This window comes from Streptomyces hypolithicus, assembly GCF_052934925.1.
In genome coordinates this window covers 1,863,501-1,882,824 of the sequence record NZ_CM128811.1, presented here as the reverse complement: position 1 = coordinate 1,882,824, position 19,324 = coordinate 1,863,501, and the positions used below count along the sequence as shown (strand labels likewise).

The 19,324-nt window shown below is 71.2% G+C and carries 13 protein-coding genes; 8 read left to right on the top strand and 5 right to left on the bottom strand.

Annotated elements, in window-relative coordinates; all coding sequences use genetic code 11:
• Positions 1-246 precede the first annotated feature (246 nt).
• Positions 247-870: a threonine synthase gene (locus ACU6WZ_RS08620; RefSeq protein WP_447032531.1), complete on the bottom strand. Its 624-nt coding sequence runs from the start codon at positions 868-870 to the stop codon at positions 247-249.
• 232 nt (positions 871-1,102) lie between these two features.
• Here ACU6WZ_RS08620 and ACU6WZ_RS08615 point away from each other — a divergent pair, with 232 nt between their 5' ends.
• From ACU6WZ_RS08615 to ACU6WZ_RS08590, 6 genes are all read left to right on the top strand, one after another.
• Positions 1,103-2,677: a S8 family peptidase gene (locus tag ACU6WZ_RS08615; RefSeq protein WP_447032530.1), complete on the top strand. Its 1,575-nt coding sequence runs from the start codon at positions 1,103-1,105 to the stop codon at positions 2,675-2,677.
• Between the two features lie 292 nt (positions 2,678-2,969).
• Entirely contained in the window at positions 2,970-3,725 is a 756-nt protein-coding gene (locus ACU6WZ_RS08610; protein ID WP_447032529.1) for a GntR family transcriptional regulator, read from the top strand.
• 553 nt (positions 3,726-4,278) lie between these two features.
• The gene (locus ACU6WZ_RS08605; RefSeq protein WP_447032528.1) at positions 4,279-4,461 is read left to right on the top strand and encodes an SPOR domain-containing protein; all 183 of its coding nucleotides are present in this window, start codon (positions 4,279-4,281) and stop codon (positions 4,459-4,461) included.
• A gap of 52 nt (positions 4,462-4,513) precedes the next feature.
• Positions 4,514-4,909 (top strand): NUDIX hydrolase, encoded by a 396-nt coding sequence (locus tag ACU6WZ_RS08600; protein ID WP_447032527.1) that lies wholly within the window; start codon positions 4,514-4,516, stop codon positions 4,907-4,909.
• 280 nt (positions 4,910-5,189) lie between these two features.
• Positions 5,190-5,654: an ATP-binding protein gene (locus tag ACU6WZ_RS08595; protein ID WP_447032526.1), complete on the top strand. Its 465-nt coding sequence runs from the start codon at positions 5,190-5,192 to the stop codon at positions 5,652-5,654.
• A gap of 156 nt (positions 5,655-5,810) precedes the next feature.
• A complete protein-coding gene (locus ACU6WZ_RS08590; RefSeq protein ID WP_447032525.1) occupies positions 5,811-8,369 on the top strand; it encodes a SpoIIE family protein phosphatase in 2,559 nt (852 codons plus the stop codon).
• A 67-nt stretch (positions 8,370-8,436) separates the two neighbouring features.
• Here ACU6WZ_RS08590 and ACU6WZ_RS08585 read toward each other — a convergent pair whose 3' ends face one another.
• The 4 genes from ACU6WZ_RS08585 to ACU6WZ_RS08570 form a co-directional block, all read right to left on the bottom strand.
• On the bottom strand, positions 8,437-9,150 hold the full coding sequence (locus ACU6WZ_RS08585; protein WP_447032524.1) for a PspA/IM30 family protein: 714 nt from the start codon (positions 9,148-9,150) through the stop codon (positions 8,437-8,439).
• 55 nt (positions 9,151-9,205) lie between these two features.
• A complete protein-coding gene (locus ACU6WZ_RS08580; RefSeq protein WP_447032523.1) occupies positions 9,206-11,350 on the bottom strand; it encodes a TPM domain-containing protein in 2,145 nt (714 codons plus the stop codon).
• 84 nt (positions 11,351-11,434) lie between these two features.
• The gene (locus tag ACU6WZ_RS08575; RefSeq protein ID WP_447032522.1) at positions 11,435-13,333 is read right to left on the bottom strand and encodes an ABC transporter ATP-binding protein; all 1,899 of its coding nucleotides are present in this window, start codon (positions 13,331-13,333) and stop codon (positions 11,435-11,437) included.
• Positions 13,334-13,444: 111 nt separating this feature from the next.
• Entirely contained in the window at positions 13,445-14,308 is an 864-nt protein-coding gene (locus ACU6WZ_RS08570) for an arylamine N-acetyltransferase family protein (RefSeq protein ID WP_447032521.1), read from the bottom strand.
• Positions 14,309-14,525: 217 nt separating this feature from the next.
• Between ACU6WZ_RS08570 and ACU6WZ_RS08565 the strand changes: the two genes are divergently transcribed.
• Together ACU6WZ_RS08565 and typA are read left to right on the top strand one after the other, a co-directional pair.
• On the top strand, positions 14,526-16,940 hold the full coding sequence (locus ACU6WZ_RS08565) for an ABC transporter family substrate-binding protein (RefSeq protein WP_447032520.1): 2,415 nt from the start codon (positions 14,526-14,528) through the stop codon (positions 16,938-16,940).
• Positions 16,941-17,198: 258 nt separating this feature from the next.
• The gene (gene typA, locus ACU6WZ_RS08560; RefSeq protein ID WP_447032519.1) at positions 17,199-19,070 is read left to right on the top strand and encodes a translational GTPase TypA; all 1,872 of its coding nucleotides are present in this window, start codon (positions 17,199-17,201) and stop codon (positions 19,068-19,070) included.
• Positions 19,071-19,324 lie beyond the last annotated feature (254 nt).

Below are 19,324 nucleotides of genomic sequence, written 5' to 3'. Positions count from 1 at the left end.
GACGTTCTCGGTGCGATCTGGGACGCGGGGTGTGGCGTCAGCAGTCGGGGCCCCCGTTTCACCAGAGAGATGGCTCGGGGCCTCCCCGTCGCCTCTGGTCACACCCACATGGCCAGGTCGTAGGGATTCCGCCCGCCCGGGACGGACCGCATACACGGTATGCGTCGCCACCCGGGACGCGAAAGCGGAGGACCAGTGCGCCCAAGACCGTTCGGGGCGGGCCGGCGAGACAGGACTCACTCCTGCTCACCGCCCAGGAACGGTTGTGGACGTGGCTCGCATAGTGCCAGGCTCCGCCGCCGCCGCGCGGGCCGCCGCGGCCGTGGCCTCGCGGTCGCCGGGGACCACGGTCAGGTGCGCGCCGTGCGTGCGGATCTGCTCGGTCTTCTTCGGGGAGGTCGCCTCGGGTGCGTACACCGTGCACGGCAGTCCCGCGCGTGCGCAGTACGCCGCGATCGCCGTGCCCGCGTTGCCGCTGCTGTCCGCGATGGCGCGGGACACCCGGTCGGGGCCGAGTCGGCGGGCGAGTTCGGCGAGCATGACCGCGCCGCGGTCCTTGAAGGACAGTGTCGGCATCAGGAAATCGAGTTTGGCCGAAACGGATCCGCTGAGGGCGACGAGCGGGGTGCGGCCCTCGCCGAGGGAGAGCGGGGAGGGCGTCGCGGCGCCGCCGAACGGCAGCGCTTCGGCGTAGCGCCACAGTGAATTGACCCGGCCCGCCAGGGACTTCAGCGGTACGGGCGCGGCCGGCGTGAAGTCGAGGTCCCACGGCCCGCCGCAGGCCGGGCAGCACCAGGCCAGGGATTCCGGGGCGGCGCGCGTGCCGTCCGCCGGGCAGAAAAACGTGGTCCGGGGCTCGGGAGTCGTCATGACCCCAGGGCGTAGGCGGTGGCTTATGACGCGGGCTCATGTCAGTTGTGTGGCCGACACATTGCGGCGATGCGGCAGGCCGGTCCGCACTCTTGTGGGATTCCTATGGATGCGCCAATCTTTCGCCTGGCAGCAAGGTGTGAGCCACAGCACAGTCCCCGAAGTGCTGCTTTGTCATGCCCCTGTCGGTCGGCCCCCCATCAGCGCACCGCCTATGAGGAGGACCCCTCACATGTCCGTGTTGCGTAGTTCCCGGCGAAGACTTGCCACCATCAGTGCCACCGCCGTCGTAGCCCTCGCGCTCGGCGCCGCCTCCGCCCTCCCGGCCACCGCGGCGGACGCCGCCGAGGGCCGGATCCTGAACGCCGGAGCCCCCGGAACCATCGCGGGCAGCTACATCGTGACCCTCGACGAGTCGGCGGCCGACGCCGGTTCGGCCGAGGGCAAGGCGCTGGCCAAGGAGTACGGCGCCAAGATCAAGAAGACGTACAGGGCTGCCCTGAACGGGTACGCCGTCGAGCTGTCCGAGGCGCAGGCGAAGAAGTTCGCCGCGGATCCGGCCGTCGACTCCGTCGTGCAGAACCGCACCTTCACCGTCAGCGGGACCCAGCCCAACCCGCCGTCGTGGGGCCTGGACCGTATCGACCAGAAGGCCCTGCCGCTCAACCAGAGCTACACCTACCCGGACCCCGCAGGTGAGGGTGTGACGGCGTACGTCATCGACACCGGCGTACGCATCACCCACAGCGACTTCGGCGGCCGCGCCTCCTACGGCTACGACGCCATCGACAACGACAACACCGCGCAGGACGGCCACGGCCACGGCACGCACGTCGCCGGTACGGTCGCGGGCGGGGCGTACGGCGTGGCGAAGAAGGCCAAGGTCGTCGGCGTGCGCGTGCTGAACAACCAGGGCTCCGGCACCACCGCCCAGGTCGTCGCCGGCATCGACTGGGTGACGCAGAACGCGGTCAAGCCGGCCGTCGCGAACATGAGCCTCGGCGGCGGCGCCGACGCGGCGCTGGACACCGCCGTACGCAACTCCATAGCCTCCGGCATCACCTACGCGGTGGCCGCGGGCAACGAGTCCACCGACGCCTCCACCAAGTCGCCCGCACGGGTGAGCGAGGCGATCACGGTCGGTGCCACCACCAGCAGCGACGCCAAGGCCAGCTACTCCAACTACGGCAGCATCCTGGACATCTTCGCGCCGGGATCGTCCATCACCTCGGCCTGGAGCACCAGCGACTCGGCGACGAACTCCATCTCCGGTACGTCGATGGCCTCGCCGCACGTCGCGGGCGCGGCCGCGCTGTACTTGGCGAACAACCGCACCGCCACCCCCGCCCAGGTCTCCTCCGCGCTCACCTCGGCCGCCACCACGGGCGTCGTGACCGGACCGGGCAGCGGCTCGCCGAACCGCCTGCTGTACGTCGGCTCCGGCGGCACCACGCCGCCGCCCGGCAAGAGGTTCGAGAACCTGACCGACTACACGATCAGCGACAACGCCACCGTGGAGTCGCCGGTCACCGTCAGCGGCGTGAGCGGCAACGCCCCGTCGGCGCTGAGCGTGCCGGTCGACATAAAGCACACGTACATCGGTGACCTCAAGGTCGACCTGATCGCGCCCGACGGCACCGCGTACACGCTCAAGGGCTACGGCACGGGCGGCAGCAGCGACAACATCAACACCACGTACACGGTCAACGCCTCGTCGGAGGCGGCGAACGGGACGTGGAAGCTGCGGGTCAGTGACAACGCGGCGCAGGACGTCGGCAGGATCGACTCCTGGGCGCTTCAGTTCTGACCCCGACCGGCAGGCTGAACAAGTGAATGAGTGAGAGCGGAGGCGGCTGCTTCGGTGGCCGCCTCCTGCTGTTGGGGGTGCGGTCTGACGCTAAGTCGTCGGACGGGCGTGCGGGGAGCGGAGACCGGGCCGAAGGCGGCCGGGACCGAGGGTGTCCGGGACGGCCCTATACCCGGGGTAAGGGCTGCGTAAAGACAAGTCATCACTTCGGGTGAGACTTTGGCCTGTGCTTGCGGTCAACAACCCACGGTTGCCAAGCTGTTGCTGTCTGTCAACCTGATGGGAGTGGCCAGTGACATTCGGTGAGCAGCCGGCCTATCTGCGCGTCGCGGGCGATCTGAGGCAGAAGATCGCCAACGGTTCCCTGCCACCCCACACCCGGCTGCCCTCGCAGGCCCGCATCCGCGAGGAGTACGGCGTCTCCGACACGGTCGCCCTGGAGGCGCGCAAGGTCCTGATGGCCGAGGGTCTGGTCGAGGGCCGATCGGGCTCGGGCACGTACGTACGCGAACAGCTCGTCCCGCGCCGAATCTCGCGGGCCGGGCACCGGGGACCCGGCGGCCCCTCGACCCCGTTCCGCCAGGAGCAGTCGGAGGCGGGGGCGCGCGGCACCTGGGAGTCCGCCAGCGAGCAGGAGGAGGCCGCCGCGGATATCGCCAAGCGGCTCGGCATTCAGGAGGGCGACCGCGTGATGCGCACGCGGTACGTCTTCCGGGACGCGGGTGAGGCGATGATGATCTCCACCTCCTGGGAGCCCCTGGCTGTCACCGGGCGTACGCCGGTGATGCTGCCCGAGGAGGGCCCGCTGGCCGGCTGCGGAGTCGTCGAGCGGATGGCCGCCATCGACATCGTGGTGGACAACGTCGTGGAGGAGGTCGGCGCCCGCCCCGGCCTCGCGGAGGAGTTACTCAGGCTGGGCGGCGTACCGGGCCATGCGGTCCTGGTCATCGAGCGGACGTACTACGCGTCGGGGCGGGCGGTCGAGACGGCCGATGTGGTGGTCCCGGCCGACCGGTACCGGGTCGCCTACCACCTGCCGGTGAAGTGAGTCCGGGGGCGTCTCGGGGCTTAGACCGTCCGGCAATTGGGGGGGCGTCGCGGTGTTGGGGCACGCACCTCGCCGCGTTGTCGTCGCTCACCATGGCTCCGCCATGCCTCAATCCTCCGCTTTGCGATGCACGCACCCCAACACCGCTCCTTCACCCACCCCCCCAATTGCCGGACGGTCTTACGGCCTGGTGCGCGATAGGGGACGGGCCCGCGGCGTCGGCTACGGCACCTCGCCGCGTTGGCGAAACGCCCTAATAGCTCCGCTATGAGGACGCTCCGCCGCCTTGCGATGCACCGCATCCGACGCCGCGGGCCGATCCGCCCCCTATCGCGCACCAGGCCGTTAGCCGGTCGGCCTCAACTGCCGGGCGGCTGGGGGGAACAGGGGGGCGTGCTCTTCGGAGTGCGCCCCCTTCGGTATGGCTGGATGCATACCTCTTTGTGTAAATGCGTATGCGCTGAGTAAAGGTCAGGCGTACGCTCGGGCATATGCGGATTGCGGTTTCCCGGAGATCCTTAGAGGCGAGTGCACCGGCGGACGGAGGCGCACGATGAATGACAGCGGCGCTGTGCTCCCGTGGCAGGTCATACGGCAGGACGACAGCGGCCACCGATACCGCGTCGGCAGGTACGCCACCAGAGTAGAGGCCCAGAAGATCGCCGACGGCCTCGACGGCCGCGGTCACAAGCAGCTCTACTGGGTCGAGCGCATCGGACAGAACGCCGCCCAGTAGGGCCGGGTAGGGTCCGGACCGACGGGTTCGGCGAGCGAAAACAGGACTTTCTGTGCTGATCGACACGGTGGCCTGGGTGCGCATCGAGGACGGCCGCATCCTGTGCGCCCGCCCACGCGGTAAGGACGTCTTCTACATCCCGGGCGGAAAGCGCGAGGGCGCGGAGAGCGACCTGCAGACGCTGGTGCGCGAGATCGAGGAGGAGCTGACGGTGCTCCTCGATCCGGACACCGTGGCGCACGTCGGGACGTACGAGGCGGCGGCGCCCGGCCTCCCGGACGGGGCCGTGGTGCGCATGAGCTGCTACACCGGGGAGTACCGGGGGGAGCTGGCCGCGAGCAGCGAGATCGAGGAGACCGCCTGGTTCTCGTACGCGGACCGCCCCCTGGTGCCGCCGGTGGATCAGCTGCTCTTCGACGACCTGAGGGCGGCCGGCCGGCTGGTCTGAGCCGCCGCTGTCGCTGCGGCTGCTGCCGCCGCCCCTGCCCTGCCGCCCCCGCCCCGCGGGCGCCGTCACGAAGTGGCGCATGCGGTCGCCCCCTTGAAGAAAATCACCGCTGACGCGCGCGGATGTGGATTACGGTCTGCGGATTGCCGTCTGCGAATTACGGTCGCGGGACGCTTCGTGCCGAGACCGGGATAGTCCGGCACGCATATGGGGTATGTGCTGATTAACCCCTCGAAAATGGGCGTGGGCGTGGGTCGTCTGCTGGGACGGGATCTGGGATGTGGTCGGCGTGATCGACACCGACGGCGACTGCGCCGAGTGGACGTTCCCCGCCGAGCCCGGTGTCGCCCGAACCGCCCGCCACGCGGTGCGCGACGCCCTGCGCGCCTGGGGACTCCTCGACGCGGTCGGTGATGTGACGGTGTTGCTGGTCAGCGAGCTGGTGACCAATTCCGTACGGTACGCGTCCGGGCCGATCGGCGTCCGCCTCGTCCTCGTCCGCCCCGCGAGCCCCGCAAACCCCGCAAGCCCCGAAAATTCGGAGAGCCCGCCCGGCGTACGCCCCGTCCTCCTGGTCGAGGTGTCGGACCCGCTTCCCGATCCGCCCCGGGAGCGGCCCCCCGCCGGCCCCGATGACGAGGGAGGACGCGGTCTCCAGCTCGTCGCCTGCACGGCCCGGCGGTGGGGTACGCGTCATGGCAGAACGGGCAAGACGGTGTGGTTCGAGCTGGCTCTCCCTGGTTAGAAGAGTGAAGGGACAACGATCACCCGGCGGACTTCCTTCCCGGCCGAAAAGGAACGAGACCGTGCTGTGATCGTGAACGCCGTGCGGGTTGTGACCGTAGTGCTGAATACTGCGGGCAGGACCGGTCCGGTGCGTGGAGCTGGAGGGGACGGTCGTGTGAAAGAGATACCAGCGGCAACGGGCGACGTGACGTGGCAGAGCAGCGCGCCCGGTTCGATCTACGACTACATCAGAGTCGCCTCGTTCTCGATCGGCCCCGGCGGACTGGTGGAGCAGTGGAGTCGGCGTGCCGAAGAGCTGTTCGGCCTGGTCGCGCACGATGTCGTGGGCAAGGACCCGGTCGAGGCGTTCCTGCCTGCCGAGCTGCGGTTGCGCGGACACCGCCGGGTCGCGGAGATCCTCGACGGCAGGGAGTGGACGGGCCTCGTCCCCTTCCGGATGCCCGAGCGCGACGGTGCGCACGGGATCGCCGAGATCTACGTGATGCCCAGCACCACCGCCGACGGCGGACGAGCCGCGCTGTGCATCGTCGTGGACGTCCGCGCGCTGCGCCGGATTGAGACCGACCTGGCCTCCTCGCAGGCCATTTTCGGCCAATCTCCCTTCGGATTCCTGCTGTTCGGTACGGACCTCACCGTCCAGCGCGCCAACAAGCGCTTCGCCACCGTCTTCGGCGGCGGCGCGGAGGACCACCGCGGCCGGACCGTGCACGACTTCCTCCCGCGCCCCGAGGCCGACCGGTTGACCGCTGCCCTCAAGCGGGTTCTGGCCACGGGGGAGTCCGTCACCGACATGCAGATCGTCGGTACGACGCCCACCGAGCCGGGGCCCAGGCACTGGTCGGTCAACCTCTACCGGGTGCACAGCGGATCGGGCCGGCCCATCGGCGTCGCCGGGCTCGCCACGGATGTGACCCGCCGCCAGGTCGCCGCCCGGGACGCCGCCGACGCCCGCCGCAACCTCGCGCTGCTGAACGAGGCCGGCGCTCGTATCGGCAACTCCCTTGACCTGGAGACCACTGCCCGCGAACTCCTCGACGTGGCCGTCCCCGGCTTCTGCGACCTCGCGTCCGTCGACCTCTACCAGGGCCTCCTCGCCGGTGACGAAGCGCCGCCCGGCCGAGCCGACGCCAGCGCCGAGCTGCGCCGCGTCGCGTTCGCCAGCGCCGTGTCCGACGGGCCGCTGACCGCGCCGGGCCGTCTCGCCGACGCCGAAGCCGACGGCGACGGCGATGAACCGGGCCCTGTCGAGGTAGGCGACGTACACCGCTACCCCTTCAACTCGCCCTGCGCGAGCGCCCTGCGCACCGCCCGCCTCCAGGTCGTGTCCGGCGAGGACGGCAGCCTCGTCCACACCACGCTCGCCGTGCCGATGGTCGCCCACGACACCGTCGTCGGGCTGGCCCAGTTCTCCCGCGCCAAGGGCAGCGAACCCTTCGGAGACCGCGACCGGGCCCTGGCCACCGAACTCGCCGCCCGCGCCGCCGTCTGCATCGACAACGCCCGCCTCTACCGGCGCGAACACGAACGCGCCCTCATCCTCCAGCGCAGCCTGCTGCCGCCCGGAGACCCCGAGGCCGCCGGACTGGACATCGCGTGCCGCTACCTGCCCGGCAACACGGCGACCGAGGTCGGCGGCGACTGGTTCGACGTCATCGAACTGCCCGGCCACCGCACGGCGCTGGTCGTCGGCGACGTCATGGGCCGCGGTCTGCGCGCCGCCGTCGCCATGGGCGAACTGCGCACCGCGGTGAGGACGTTGGCGCTCCTCGACCTGGAGCCCGCCGAAGTCCTGTCCGCGCTCGACGAGATCGCCCGCGGCCTCGGCACCCCCAGCGGCGCACAGCACGCCTCCCGCGCCGCGCACAAGGCCCGCGAGGCCGACCTCTCGGAGGTCTATCTCGCGACCTGCGTCTACGCCGTCTACGACCCGGTCACCCGCCGCTGTACGTTCGCCAACGCCGGCCACCTGCCGCCCATCCTGGTCGAACCCGGCGAGGAGGCGCTGCTCCTCGACGTACCGCCGGGCATGCCGCTTGGCGTCGGTGGGGAACCCTTCGAGGAGGTCGAGGTCGAAGTGCCCGAGGGCGCCCTGCTCGCGCTCTACACGGACGGGCTCGTCGAGTCCCGGGACCAGCCGCTCGACGAGGGGCTGCTGGCCTTCCGGGCGGCCCTCGCCGACCCGGTGCGCCCCCTGGAAGACGTCTGCGACCACGTCCTGAGCACCCTCGACACCCGGCACGGCGAGGACGACATCGCCCTGCTGCTGGCCCGCATCCAGGGGCTGCCCGCCGGATCGGTCGGCGACTGGTCGCTGCCGCGCGAACCGCGCTCGGTCGGCCGGGCGCGCGAACTGGCGCGCGGACAGCTGCTGTCCTGGGGCCTCGAAGACCTGGTGGACACCACGGAGCTGCTGGTCAGCGAGCTGGTCACCAACGCGTTGCGGTACGGCGAGGGGGAGATTCGGCTGCGGTTGCTGCTGGACCGGACCCTGGTGTGCGAGGTCTGGGACTCCGGCCTGGTGCAGCCGAGGCGCCGCCGCGCCCGTGAGACAGACGAGGGCGGGCGCGGGCTGCAGCTGGTGGGACTGCTCAGCGCCGCGTGGGGGTCACGGCGTACCCCTCGCGGGAAGACGGTCTGGTTCGAACTCGCCCTGCCGAACGGACAGGTGGCGCAGGGCGAGCTGACCGCCGACCAGCTGCTGAGCCTGTTCTGACGCACGTTCTGGTGCTGACGCAGTACGGCGGCAGGCGACCGTCAGGCCGTGGCCTCAGGCTGTGACCTCAGGCTGTGGCCTTCATCGCGGCCAGCCTCGCCGTGATCTCCGCGCCGTCGTCCAGGCTGTCCAGCTGCTCGAACTGGGCGTCCAGCGACGAGGCGGCCAGCTCCTGCTTGCCCATCGCCCGGGCCTCCTCGCGGCGCACCTTGTCCTCGAACCGGCTGAGCTCGCTCGTCGGGTCCAGGACGTTGATGTTCTTGACGGCGTCCATCATCTGGTTCTGTGCCTGTGCGGACTTGGCGCGGGCCACCAGCTCGTCGCGCTTGGAGGTCAGCTCGACAAGCTTCGCCTTCATCTGGACCAGACCGGCCTTCAGCTTGTCGACGACCTCCGTCTGCGCGGCGATGACCGGCCCGGACGTCTTCGCCTCCTTCTCGGACTGGAGCTGGCGCTGCAGGGCGACCTTGGCCAGGCCGTCGAAGGTGTCCGCCTCGGCGGCCGACCCCGCCGCGCGCAGCTGATCGGCCTTCTTACTGGCGGCGAGCGCCTTGCCGCCCCACTCGCCGGCCGCCTCGACATCCTCCTTGTGGTCCAGCTCCAGCAGCCGCAGGTTGCCGATGGTCGACGCGACGGCCTCCTCGGCCTCGGTGATGTTGTTCGAGTAGTCGCGGATCAGCTGGTCCAGCATCTTCTGCGGGTCCTCGGCCTGGTCGATGAGAGCGTTGATGTTGGCCTTCGCGAGCTGGGTCACGCGGCCGAGGATGGTCTGCTTGGTCATGCCGTGTCTCCTTGGGTGAGTGGTGTACGCAGTCGCTGGTACGGGGGGCGGGGGGTCAGAAGCGGCCGCCGCCTCCCCTGCGGCCCCGCGTGCCGCCGCCGCCGAAGCTGCCGGGACCGCCGCCGAAGCCGCCGCCGCCCATGCCTCCGCCGCCCATGCCTCCGCCGAAGCCGCCGCCGAACCCCCCGCCCCGGCCGCCTCCGCCGCCCAGCAGACCGCCGAGGATGATGCCGCCGAGGACGGCCCCGTTCAGGCCGCCCCCTCCGCCGCCCATGCCGCCGCCGCGCTGGTCCCCGTATCCGCCGTAGCCGCGTACGTCCTGTTCGGCCAGGCTCTGCGCCTGGCGGGCCAGCGCGTCCGCCTGCTGGGCCTCGGCGAGCGCGGCCGGGGCGTCGGACGGCTCGGCGGCCGCCGACTGTTCGAGGTGGCGCTGTGCCTCCGCGAGCCGGGTACGGGCCTCGCTGCCGACCGCGCCCCGGTGGGTGGTGATGTAGTCCGCCGCCGCCCCGATCGTCGCCCGCGCCGTGAGGGTGGCCTGGCTGAGCAGGGCGCGGGCCCGCTGCCCCGAAGCCTCCCGCTGCCGGGCCCCCGCGAGCGCCTCGTCGAGCACCGCGTCGGCCTCCTCGACCCGGCGCAGGGCGTCGATCGGGTCGTACCGCCCGGACTGCTCCTCCTGGCGTACGTCGGCGACCACCGTCCGGGCGCGCGCGATACGGCCCTGGAGGTCGGCCGTCGAGACGCCGCCGCTGCCCACCGCGTCTTTCAACCCCGCCAGCAGGCCGAGTGCGTCGGCCAGGTCCGTCTCGGTCTCCGTCAGCGCGCCTGCGAGCCCGCCCGCCGCCTCCGCGAGTTCGCGGGCGCGCCGGTCGACCGCGTCGACGAGCGTCGCCGCCTGGCCGACGGCGCCCTCCACGGCCCGTACGAACACCGCCGCCTTCCCCGTCTCGCCCGCCGCGACCGCCTCCCTGGCCCGGTCGAGGCTCCCGGACGCGAAGAGCAGCCGGTCCTCGGCCTGCGTGGCGTGACCGGCGACGGGCGCCGTGGCGGAGTCGGCGTACCGCGACCGCAGGGCGGTCAGGGTCGCCTCCGCCGTGTGGGTACGCCCGCTCAGCTCGCGGAACGCGGTCTCGGCGGCGGCCAGCGCCTGCGGGGCGTTCTTCTCCAGGGCTCGCAGCCGGTCGAACGACTCGGACTCGGCGTCGAGCCGGGCGTTCGCCTGCTCGCAGCGGGCCACGATCTCGTCCAGCATGCGGCGCCGGGTCGTGTCGTCCTCCGGGTAGGCGTCGTCGAGTTGCTGGCGGACGCGGAAGGCGGCGCCCAGTTCGTTCTTGGCGTAGCTGAGGGCGTCCTCGAAGGGGCGGGCCGCTTCCTCGCCGAACTGGGCGGAGGCGAAGCCCAGTTCCTCCTCGCTGGTGCGGATCGCGTCGTCCGCCTCCACCAGCTCCCGCTTGGCCCGGGAGTCGAGCTCGGGCAGCGGGGTCGGTGGCGGGGCCGGCGGCGGAGCGGCGGGGGAGCCGACGCCGGGCCCGCCGGGCGTGGTGCGGGTGGCGGCGCGCCGCTTGCGGCGGGTGTAGGCGTACGCCGCCAGCACCCCGGCCGCGCCGACCGCGACCACCGGCAGCAGCAGGTCGCCACCGCCACCGCTGCCGCTGCCGCCCGGGTCGGCGACGCCGGGGGTGATGGTCGGCGTGGGCACCGGGTCTCCGACGAGCACTGCGTTGTAACCGTTCGCCGCGCCGACGGCCGCGCCCGCCCAGTCGTTCTCCCGCAGGGCGGGCTCGATCGCGGTCCTGGCGACGTCGGCGAGCGCGGCGTCGGACAGCCGCGCGTCCTGGTCGACGGAGTAGGCGTACTGGCGGTCACCGGTGGCGACGGCCAGCAGCACGTCGTCCCGTCCGAGCCCGCTGCGCTCGGCGGTGGCGTCGGCCCAGCCCTGCGGGGACCTGCCGGAGAAGTCCCGGACGTACGCGACGAACAGCTGGACGCGCCGGTCGTCGTAGAGCCGGTCGAGCGCGGTCTCCACGTCGTTCGTGCGGGCGCCGAGCGCGTCCACCCGGTCGGTGACCTGGCTGTCGCTCGACAGCCGCAGAGGGTCGTCGGCGTGGGCCGCCCGGGTGCCTGTGCCCTGCGGGCCGGGCAGCGCGAGGCAGCAGGCCGCGGCCAGTGCGGCGAGGAGGAGCCGGGCGGCTGTTCGCGTCACGTTCGTGAGGCTATGTCCCAGTGTGGGGGTGCGCGACCGGACGCCCGCGGCCGTGTCCTCAAAGGCCTCACAGCCCTCACAGCCTCAAACTCCGGACGAGCTCGCTGCTGCCTCCTGCGCGCCCCGGCGTTCGAACTGGGTGCGGTACAGCTCCTCGTAACGGCCGCCCGTGGCCAGCAGTTCCGCGTGCGTACCGCGTTCGGCGATCCGGCCGTCCTCGACGACCAGGATCAGATCGGCGGCCCGTACGGTCGACAGCCGGTGGGCGATCACGACGGCGGTGCGGCCCGCCAGGGCCTCCGTGAGGGCTTCCTGGACGGCCGCCTCGGAGGTCGAGTCGAGGTGGGCGGTCGCCTCGTCGAGGATGACGACCCGCTGGCGCGCCAGCAGCAGCCGGGCGATGGTCAGGCGCTGCCGTTCGCCGCCGGACAGCCGGTAGCCCCGCTCGCCCACCACGGTGTCCAGGCCGTCGGGCAGTGACGCCACCAGCTCCTCCAGGCGGGCCCGTCGCAGGGCGTCCCAGACGTCGTCCTCGGTGGCGTCGGGCCGGGCGAGCAGCAGGTTGGCGCGGACGGATTCGTGGAAGAGGTGGCCGTCCTGGGTGACCATGCCGACCGTCGCGCGGATCGAGTCCGCGGCGAGGTCGCGTACGTCGACGCCGTTCAGCCGTACGGAACCGGTGTCGGCGTCGTACAGCCGCGGCAGGAGCTGCGCGATCGTGGACTTGCCCGCGCCCGACGAGCCGACCAGCGCGACCATCCGGCCGGGTTCGGCACGGAAGCTGACATCGTGCAGCACCTGTGTGCCGCCGCGGGAGTCGAGGGTGGCGACGTCTTCGAGGGAGGCGAGGGAGACCTTGTCGGCGGAGGGGTAGCCGAAGCGGACCCCGTCGAATTCCACGGACACCGGCCCGTCCGGCACCCGGCGGGCGTCCGGCTTGTCGGCGATCAGCGGCTTCAGGTCGAGGATCTCGAAAACCCGCTCGAAACTCACCAGGGCGCTCATCACCTCGACGCGGGCACCGGCCAGCGCAGTCAGCGGGGCGTAGAGACGGGTGAGGAGCAGGGCGAGGGCGACGACGGCGCCCGCGTCCAGGCTGCCGCGCAGCGCGTAGTAGCCGCCGAATCCGTAGACCAGGGCGAGCGCCAGCGCGGAGACCAGGGTGAGAGCGGTGATGAAGACGGACTGCGCCATCGCGGTACGGATGCCGATGTCGCGCACCCGGCGCGCACGGGCGGCGAACTCGGCGGACTCCTCGGCGGGCCGCCCGAAGAGTTTGACGAGGGTCGCGCCGGGTGCGGAGAAGCGTTCCGTCATCTGCGTGCCCATGGCCGCGTTGTGGTTGGCGGCCTCGCGCTGCAGCCCCGCCATGCGGGCGCCCATCCGGCGGGCGGGGATGACGAAGACCGGCAGCAGGACCAGGGCGAGCAGGGTGATCTGCCAGGAGATGCTGAGCATCACGACGAGCGTAAGCAGCAAGGTGACGAAGTTGGAGACGACACCGGAGAGGGTGTTGCTGAAGGCCCGCTGCGCGCCGATGACGTCGTTGTTGAGCCGGCTGACCAGTGCCCCGGTGCGGGTACGGGTGAAGAAGGCGACCGGCATCCGCTGCACATGGTCGAAGACCGCGGTGCGCAGATCGAGGATCAGCCCCTCGCCGAGCGTCGCCGACAGCCAGCGCGTGACCAGACCGAGCGCCGCCTCGGCGACCGCGATGCCGGCGATCAGCAGCGCGAGCCGGGTGACCGTACCGGTGTCCCTGCCCTGCACGATCGCGTCGACGACCCGGCCGGCCAGCAGCGGCGTGGCCACCGCGAGCAGGGCGGTGACCACGCTGAGCAGCAGGAAGCGGTAGAGCTGCCGGCGGTGCGGCCGCGCGAAGGCGGCGATACGGCGCAGGGTGGCCCGGGAGAAGGGCCTGCGGTCCTGCTGAGCGGTCATCGCACTGTGCATCGATGTCCACGCGGTGACTTCCATGCTCACGGGGTGCCTCCGGTATCTGGTCGGGACGACGCGGTTCCCGTCGGCCGGTGTGGCCCGGGGCGTACACCGAACGCTAGAACCTGAAGCGGACTTGAGGTCAACTGGCGGGCGTCAGTCGGTCAGTTTCGCGACCAGCAGTCCCGCGTCCGCAGGGGTGAGCTCGACACCGAACACGTCCGCGATGACCTTCGGCACCTCCGCCGCCTTCAGCTCCCGCACCTCCGGCGGGCCCGGTGTGCCGGCCCGGCCCGGTCGGATCGTTGTCAGCGTGCGGTTGTCCAGGACATGCAGGCGGTCGGGGTGGACGCGCTGGAGGAAGGGGCGGGTGCTGAAGGGGGAATTCGGGCTCGTGGCGATGAAGTGGTTCGCCATCCGGAAGTCGACCGGGTACTGCGGGTCCAGGGTGAAGGTGTGCCGCGCCATCCACCCGTCCCCGGTGTCGTGACTGCCGCCCTCGCCGGCCGGCTGGTAGAGCGTCCACCCCTCGGCCCCCGGCGTGACCTCGCCGCTGCGCAGCCGGTACGCCCACACCCCGTCCGAGGTCTCGGCGCCGTCCGTCAGCTCGATCGGCTCCAGCGGGCTCGCGCCGAAGCCGATGTCGCTCAGCCAACGCCGGCCGTCGTCGAACTCGACGATCATCATCGCGTGCGTGGTGGGCAGCAGTTTGGGCGCGCCCATCCGGACCCGCCCCAGCACCGCGAAGAACCGGAAGCCGAGCCGCTCCAGGGCGGCGGCGTACAGCATCGCGTGTTCGAAGCAGTAGCCGCCGCGCGGGTTGCCGACCAGCTTGCTCTGGAGTGTGGCCAGGTCGAGCGGTACGTCGCCCCGCAGCAGCGCCTCCAGGTTCTCCCAGCGCACCGACAGCACGTGCGCGCGATGCAGCGCGCGCAGCGTCCGAAGGGTGGGTGCGCGGTCCCCGTCGTATCCGAGGTGGGCCAAGTAGGCGTCCAGATCGAGTGCGTCACCGTTCCACATGTCAGATGCAGCGCGGCGGGGGCCCCCGCTATTCCGGCTGTGATGGGCCGCACGGGTGGGTTTGAGGGGGCGCCCCGCCGTGTCGCCGACGGCTCACGCGCGAGGTCCCTTTCATTTGAAGAGCAGTAGATGTGATCAGCTGCATATGCCGCCAAAAGCGAAAAACCAGGCCCATCCCGGCAGGGGGTGGGCCGGGCCGGCCCCGGAGGTACCAGCCATGTTCCACGTCGGCGTCCCAGGCGGGACGGCATCCCGCAGGCCCGAGCGAACCCGGCTCGTCCGCTGCCTCGCGCTCGTCACCGCGGGGGTCCTCGCGGTGCCGCTGCTGGCCGGATGCACGTCGGACGACGACGACACGGTGCGGGCGCTGGCAGCCCCCCAGGACATCGCTCCGGCCGCCCGCGAACGGCTCGCCGACGGTGGCACCATGCGCTGGGCCGTCGACACGACGCCCGCCACCCTCAACGCCTTCCAGGCCGACGCGGACGCCTCGACCACACGGATCGCGGGCGCCGTACTGCCCTCGCTCTTCACCCTCGACGACCGCGGCCGCCCGCAGCGCAACCCGGACTACCTGGAGTCCGCCGAGATCGTCGAGCGCGAGCCCCGGCAGGTGGTGCTCTACAAGCTCAACCAGAAGGCCGTCTGGAGCGACGGCCGGGGGATCGGGGCCGCCGACTTCGTGGCGCAGTGGCGGGCGCTGAGCGGCCGGGACTCCGCGTACTGGACGGCCCGCAACGCCGGCTACGAGCGGGTCGAGAAGATCGAGCGCGGCGCCAACGACCTGGAGGTCAGGGTCACCTTCGGCAAGCCCTACGCGGACTGGCGCTCGCTGTTCACGCCGCTCTACCCCAAGGACGTGATGGGCAAGCCCGACACGTTCAACGACGGGGCGCGGGGCAAGCTCGCCGTGACGGCCGGGCCCTTCACGCTCAAGGAGCTGGACCGGCCGGGCGGCACGGCGACGCTCGTACGCAATCCCCGCTGGTGGGGGGAGCCCGCCAAGCTCGACACGCTCGTCTTTCGCACCATGGCCCGCGACAAGCGCACCGCCGCACTCGCAGCCGGTGAACTCGACCTCGCCGACATCGGGCGCGGTACCGCGGACCGGGTCGCCCTCGCCGACCGGGACGGCGGCGCGGCCGGGCAGCCGCTGAACCACGGCCCCGGCGGGGCGATCACCCCCGCCTCCGCGCTCAGATCCTGGGCCGTCGCCAACGGCTCGTCCGAGGAGGAGGCCGAGGCCGAGCAGGAGGCCCGCGAGAAGACCCGCGCTGCGGTCACGAAGTACGCCGTGGAGCAGTCCGCCCTGCGCGGCTTCGACATTCGCAAGTCCCTCGAACCGGCCTACACGCAGCTCGCCCTGAACGGCACCTCGGGCCCGCTCACCGACGCCCGGGTGCGCCGCGCGGTGGCCCGCGCGCTCGACCGCAAGGAGCTCGCGGAGGTCGTACTGAAGCCGCTGGGCCTGCCCGCCCAGCCGCTGGGCAGCCATCTGGCACTGGCCGGCCAGGAGGCCTACTCCGACAGCAGCGGTGCGCTCGGCGACCAGGACACCCAGGCCGCGCAGGCGCTCCTCGCGGACGCGGGCTGGACACGGGGCGGCGCGTCGGGGCGGACGGAGGACGGCACGAAGGCCGGCAGCGAGCCGCAGGCGTCGGGGAAGCCGGGGGCATCGGGTGAGCCGGGTGAGCCGGGTGCGTCGGGTGAGTCCGGTGAGTCCGGTGAGTCCGGTGAGTCCGGTGAGTCGGAGAAGCCGGCGGAAAAGAAGAAGAACACGGAAAGCGAAGCCGACGACGGCATGTACATCGTGGGCGACGAGGACGACACCGACCCGAAACCGGGCGACCGCGCCCCCGCCCTGGACCCCGGCACCTACATTCTCGCCCCGCCGCCGTTGGCCGACCGCCAGGACCGCCGCCCCCTGCGCCTGCAGGCGTACTTCACGGACCACGGTCAGACCGGGCCCGAGGTCACGCAGAAGAAGCCCGAGGTCACGCAGGAGAAGAGCGGCGTCGCCGGCGCCTACGCCCCGCGCGGGACCGCCGCGCCCGCCCCGGCCGTCGCCCCGCGCGGCCCACTGACCAAGAACGGCAAGGAGCTGACCCTGCGCTTCGTCCTTCCGTCAGGGCCTGGCTCGGAGTCGCTGCGCGCCGTCGGCACCAAGATCGCGCAGATGCTGGAGGGGATCGGCGTACGGGCGGACATCATCAAGGTCGCCGACGCCAGCTACTTCAAGGACCACATCGCCTCGGGCGACTACGACCTCGCCCTGTACTCCTGGCCGGCCACGGCCTACCCGGCCACCGACGCCCGCCCGATCTTCGCCAAGCCGGAGCCGGCCGCCGACGGATCGCTGCTGGTCGAGCAGAACTACACCCGGGTGGGCACCGACCACATCGACCAGCTCTTCGACCAGGCAATGGCCGAGCTGGACGACAAGGTGGCGCGTGACCTGGTGAAGCGGGCCGACGCCCGGATCTGGGCCGCGGCCGGATCCATCCCGCTCTACCAGCGCCCCGAGGTGGTCGCGGCCAAGCCGTCCATCGCCAACGCGGGCGCCTTCGGCTTCGCGACCCCGCGCTACCAGGACATCGGCTTCAAGCGGGCCGGGGCCGCGGGGGCCCCGTAAAGAAGAAGTAGCAGGTCACAACCCTCAGAATTGCCTCAAGTCCCTTGCCCGCCGGAGCCCCCGGCGGGCAAGCTTGCGTACACCCATTGACCCGTGGCCCTGCCCCCTCACCCACCCCCACAAGCACCCACCGGCCGACGCCGGGTTGTCCGGGCCCGTACCATGGGGGGTAGCCGTGGCGCGTCCGCCCGGCGGGCGTATGAGGAACGAACCGAATACGACGCCCGATCCCACGATCGAGAGAAGCGCAAGTCACCCATGCCCACGCGCCACGACATCCGTAACGTAGCCATCGTCGCCCACGTCGACCACGGCAAGACCACTCTGGTCGACGCCATGCTCAAGCAGGCCGGCGCCTTCGCCGCGCACGCCGCCGAGCACCTCGACGATCGCATGATGGACTCGAACGACCTGGAGCGTGAGAAGGGCATCACGATCCTGGCCAAGAACACGGCCGTGAAGTACCACCCGAAGGCCGGCGGCGACGTCATCACGATCAACATCATCGACACCCCCGGCCACGCCGACTTCGGTGGTGAGGTCGAGCGCGGCCTGTCGATGGTCGACGCGGTCGTGCTGCTCGTCGACGCCTCCGAGGGCCCGCTGCCGCAGACGCGTTTCGTGCTCCGCAAGGCCCTGCAGGCCCGGATGCCCGTCATCCTGTGCATCAACAAGACGGACCGCCCCGACTCCCGGATCGACGAGGTCGTCAACGAGACGTACGACCTGTTCCTGGACCTGGACGCGGACGAGGAGCAGATCGAGTTCCCGATCGTCTACGCCTGCGCCCGTGACGGCGTCGCCTCGCTGACCAAGCCGGAGAACGGCACGGTCCCGCAGGACAGCCAGAACCTGGAGCCGTTCTTCTCCACGATCCTGGACCACGTCCCGGCCCCGCAGTACGACGAGTCGGCCCCGCTCCAGGCGCACGTCACCAACCTGGACGCCGACAACTTCCTCGGCCGTATCGCGCTGTGCCGCGTCGAGCAGGGCGAGCTGCGCAAGGGCCAGACCGTCACCTGGATCAAGCGTGACGGCACGCAGTCCAACGTCCGCATCACCGAGCTGATGATGACCGAGGCGCTCACCCGCAAGCCGGCCGAGAAGGCAGGACCGGGCGACATCTGCGCGGTCGCCGGATTCCCGGACATCATGATCGGTGAGACCCTCGCCGACCCCGAGAACCCGATCGCGCTCCCGCTCATCACCGTCGACGAGCCCGCGATCTCCATGACCATCGGTACGAACACCTCGCCGCTGGTCGGCAAGGGCGGCAAGGGCCACAAGGTCACCGCCCGCCAGGTGAAGGACCGCCTGGACAGGGAGCTCATCGGAAACGTCTCGCTCCGCGTCCTCGACACCGAGCGCCCCGACGCCTGGGAGGTCCAGGGCCGCGGTGAGCTCGCGCTGGCCATCCTGGTCGAGCAGATGCGCCGTGAGGGCTTCGAGCTGACCGTCGGCAAGCCCGTCGTTGTCACCAAGCAGGTCGACGGCAAGACGTACGAGCCGATCGAGCGCATGACGATCGACTCCCCCGAGGAGCACCTCGGCGCCATCACGCAGCTGATGGCGACCCGTAAGGGCCGCATGGAGACCATGACGAACCACGGTTCGGGCTGGATCCGCATGGAGTGGATCGTCCCGTCGCGTGGCCTCATCGGCTTCCGTACGGAGTTCCTGACGCAGACCCGCGGTACGGGCATCGCGCACTCCATCTTCGAGGGCCACGAGCCGTGGTTCGGCGAGCTGCGCACCCGTAACAACGGCTCGCTGGTGGCGGACCGTTCGGGCTCCGTGACGCCGTTCGCGATGATCAACCTGCAGGAGCGGGGTGTCATCTTCCTGGAGGCCGGCACCGAGGTCTACGAGGGCATGATCATTGGTGAGAACTCGCGTTCCGACGACATGGACGTGAACATCACCAAGGAGAAGAAGCTCACCAACATGCGTGCGGCTGCCGCCGACAACACGGAGAACGTGGTGCCGGCTCGCAAGCTCTCGCTGGAGCAGTCGCTGGAGTTCTGCCGCGACGACGAGTGCATCGAGGTGACCCCGGAGACCGTGCGTATCCGCAAGGTCGTCCTGGACCAGAAGGAGCGCGGCCGCACCGCGTCGCGCGCCAAGCGCTAGTCAGGCTGGAGTACTGGCCGTCTGGTCGGTCAGCTCGGCCGAGGCCGGTTCCCTTCACCCCTTGCGGGGTTGGGTGCCGGCCTTCGCCGTGTCCGGATGTCACCACCGGAAGGAGCCGGGGCTGGTGACACCTGTGATCTTCGCAGTCAAGTGCATTTCGCACAGCAGGTGTCCGGATATCGGCCGGCGCTCTCCGGAAGCTGGGTTAACAGTCCGTTTCGCGGGTGTCTGTCTGGGCTCATTTTGTCCGGATT

Excerpts from the sequence above, each read along its gene's own strand:
- ACU6WZ_RS08620 (WP_447032531.1), bottom strand. The coding sequence starts at position 870 with ATGACGACTCCCGAGCCCCGGACCACGTTTTTCTGCCCGGCGGACGGC.
- ACU6WZ_RS08615 (WP_447032530.1), top strand. The coding sequence starts at position 1,103 with ATGTCCGTGTTGCGTAGTTCCCGGCGAAGACTTGCCACCATCAGTGCC.
- ACU6WZ_RS08570 (WP_447032521.1), bottom strand. The coding sequence starts at position 14,308 with ATGTGGAACGGTGACGCACTCGATCTGGACGCCTACTTGGCCCACCTC.
- ACU6WZ_RS08605 (WP_447032528.1), top strand. The coding sequence starts at position 4,279 with ATGAATGACAGCGGCGCTGTGCTCCCGTGGCAGGTCATACGGCAGGAC.
- typA (WP_447032519.1), top strand. The coding sequence starts at position 17,199 with ATGCCCACGCGCCACGACATCCGTAACGTAGCCATCGTCGCCCACGTC.
- ACU6WZ_RS08565 (WP_447032520.1), top strand. The coding sequence starts at position 14,526 with ATGTTCCACGTCGGCGTCCCAGGCGGGACGGCATCCCGCAGGCCCGAG.
- ACU6WZ_RS08585 (WP_447032524.1), bottom strand. The coding sequence starts at position 9,150 with ATGACCAAGCAGACCATCCTCGGCCGCGTGACCCAGCTCGCGAAGGCC.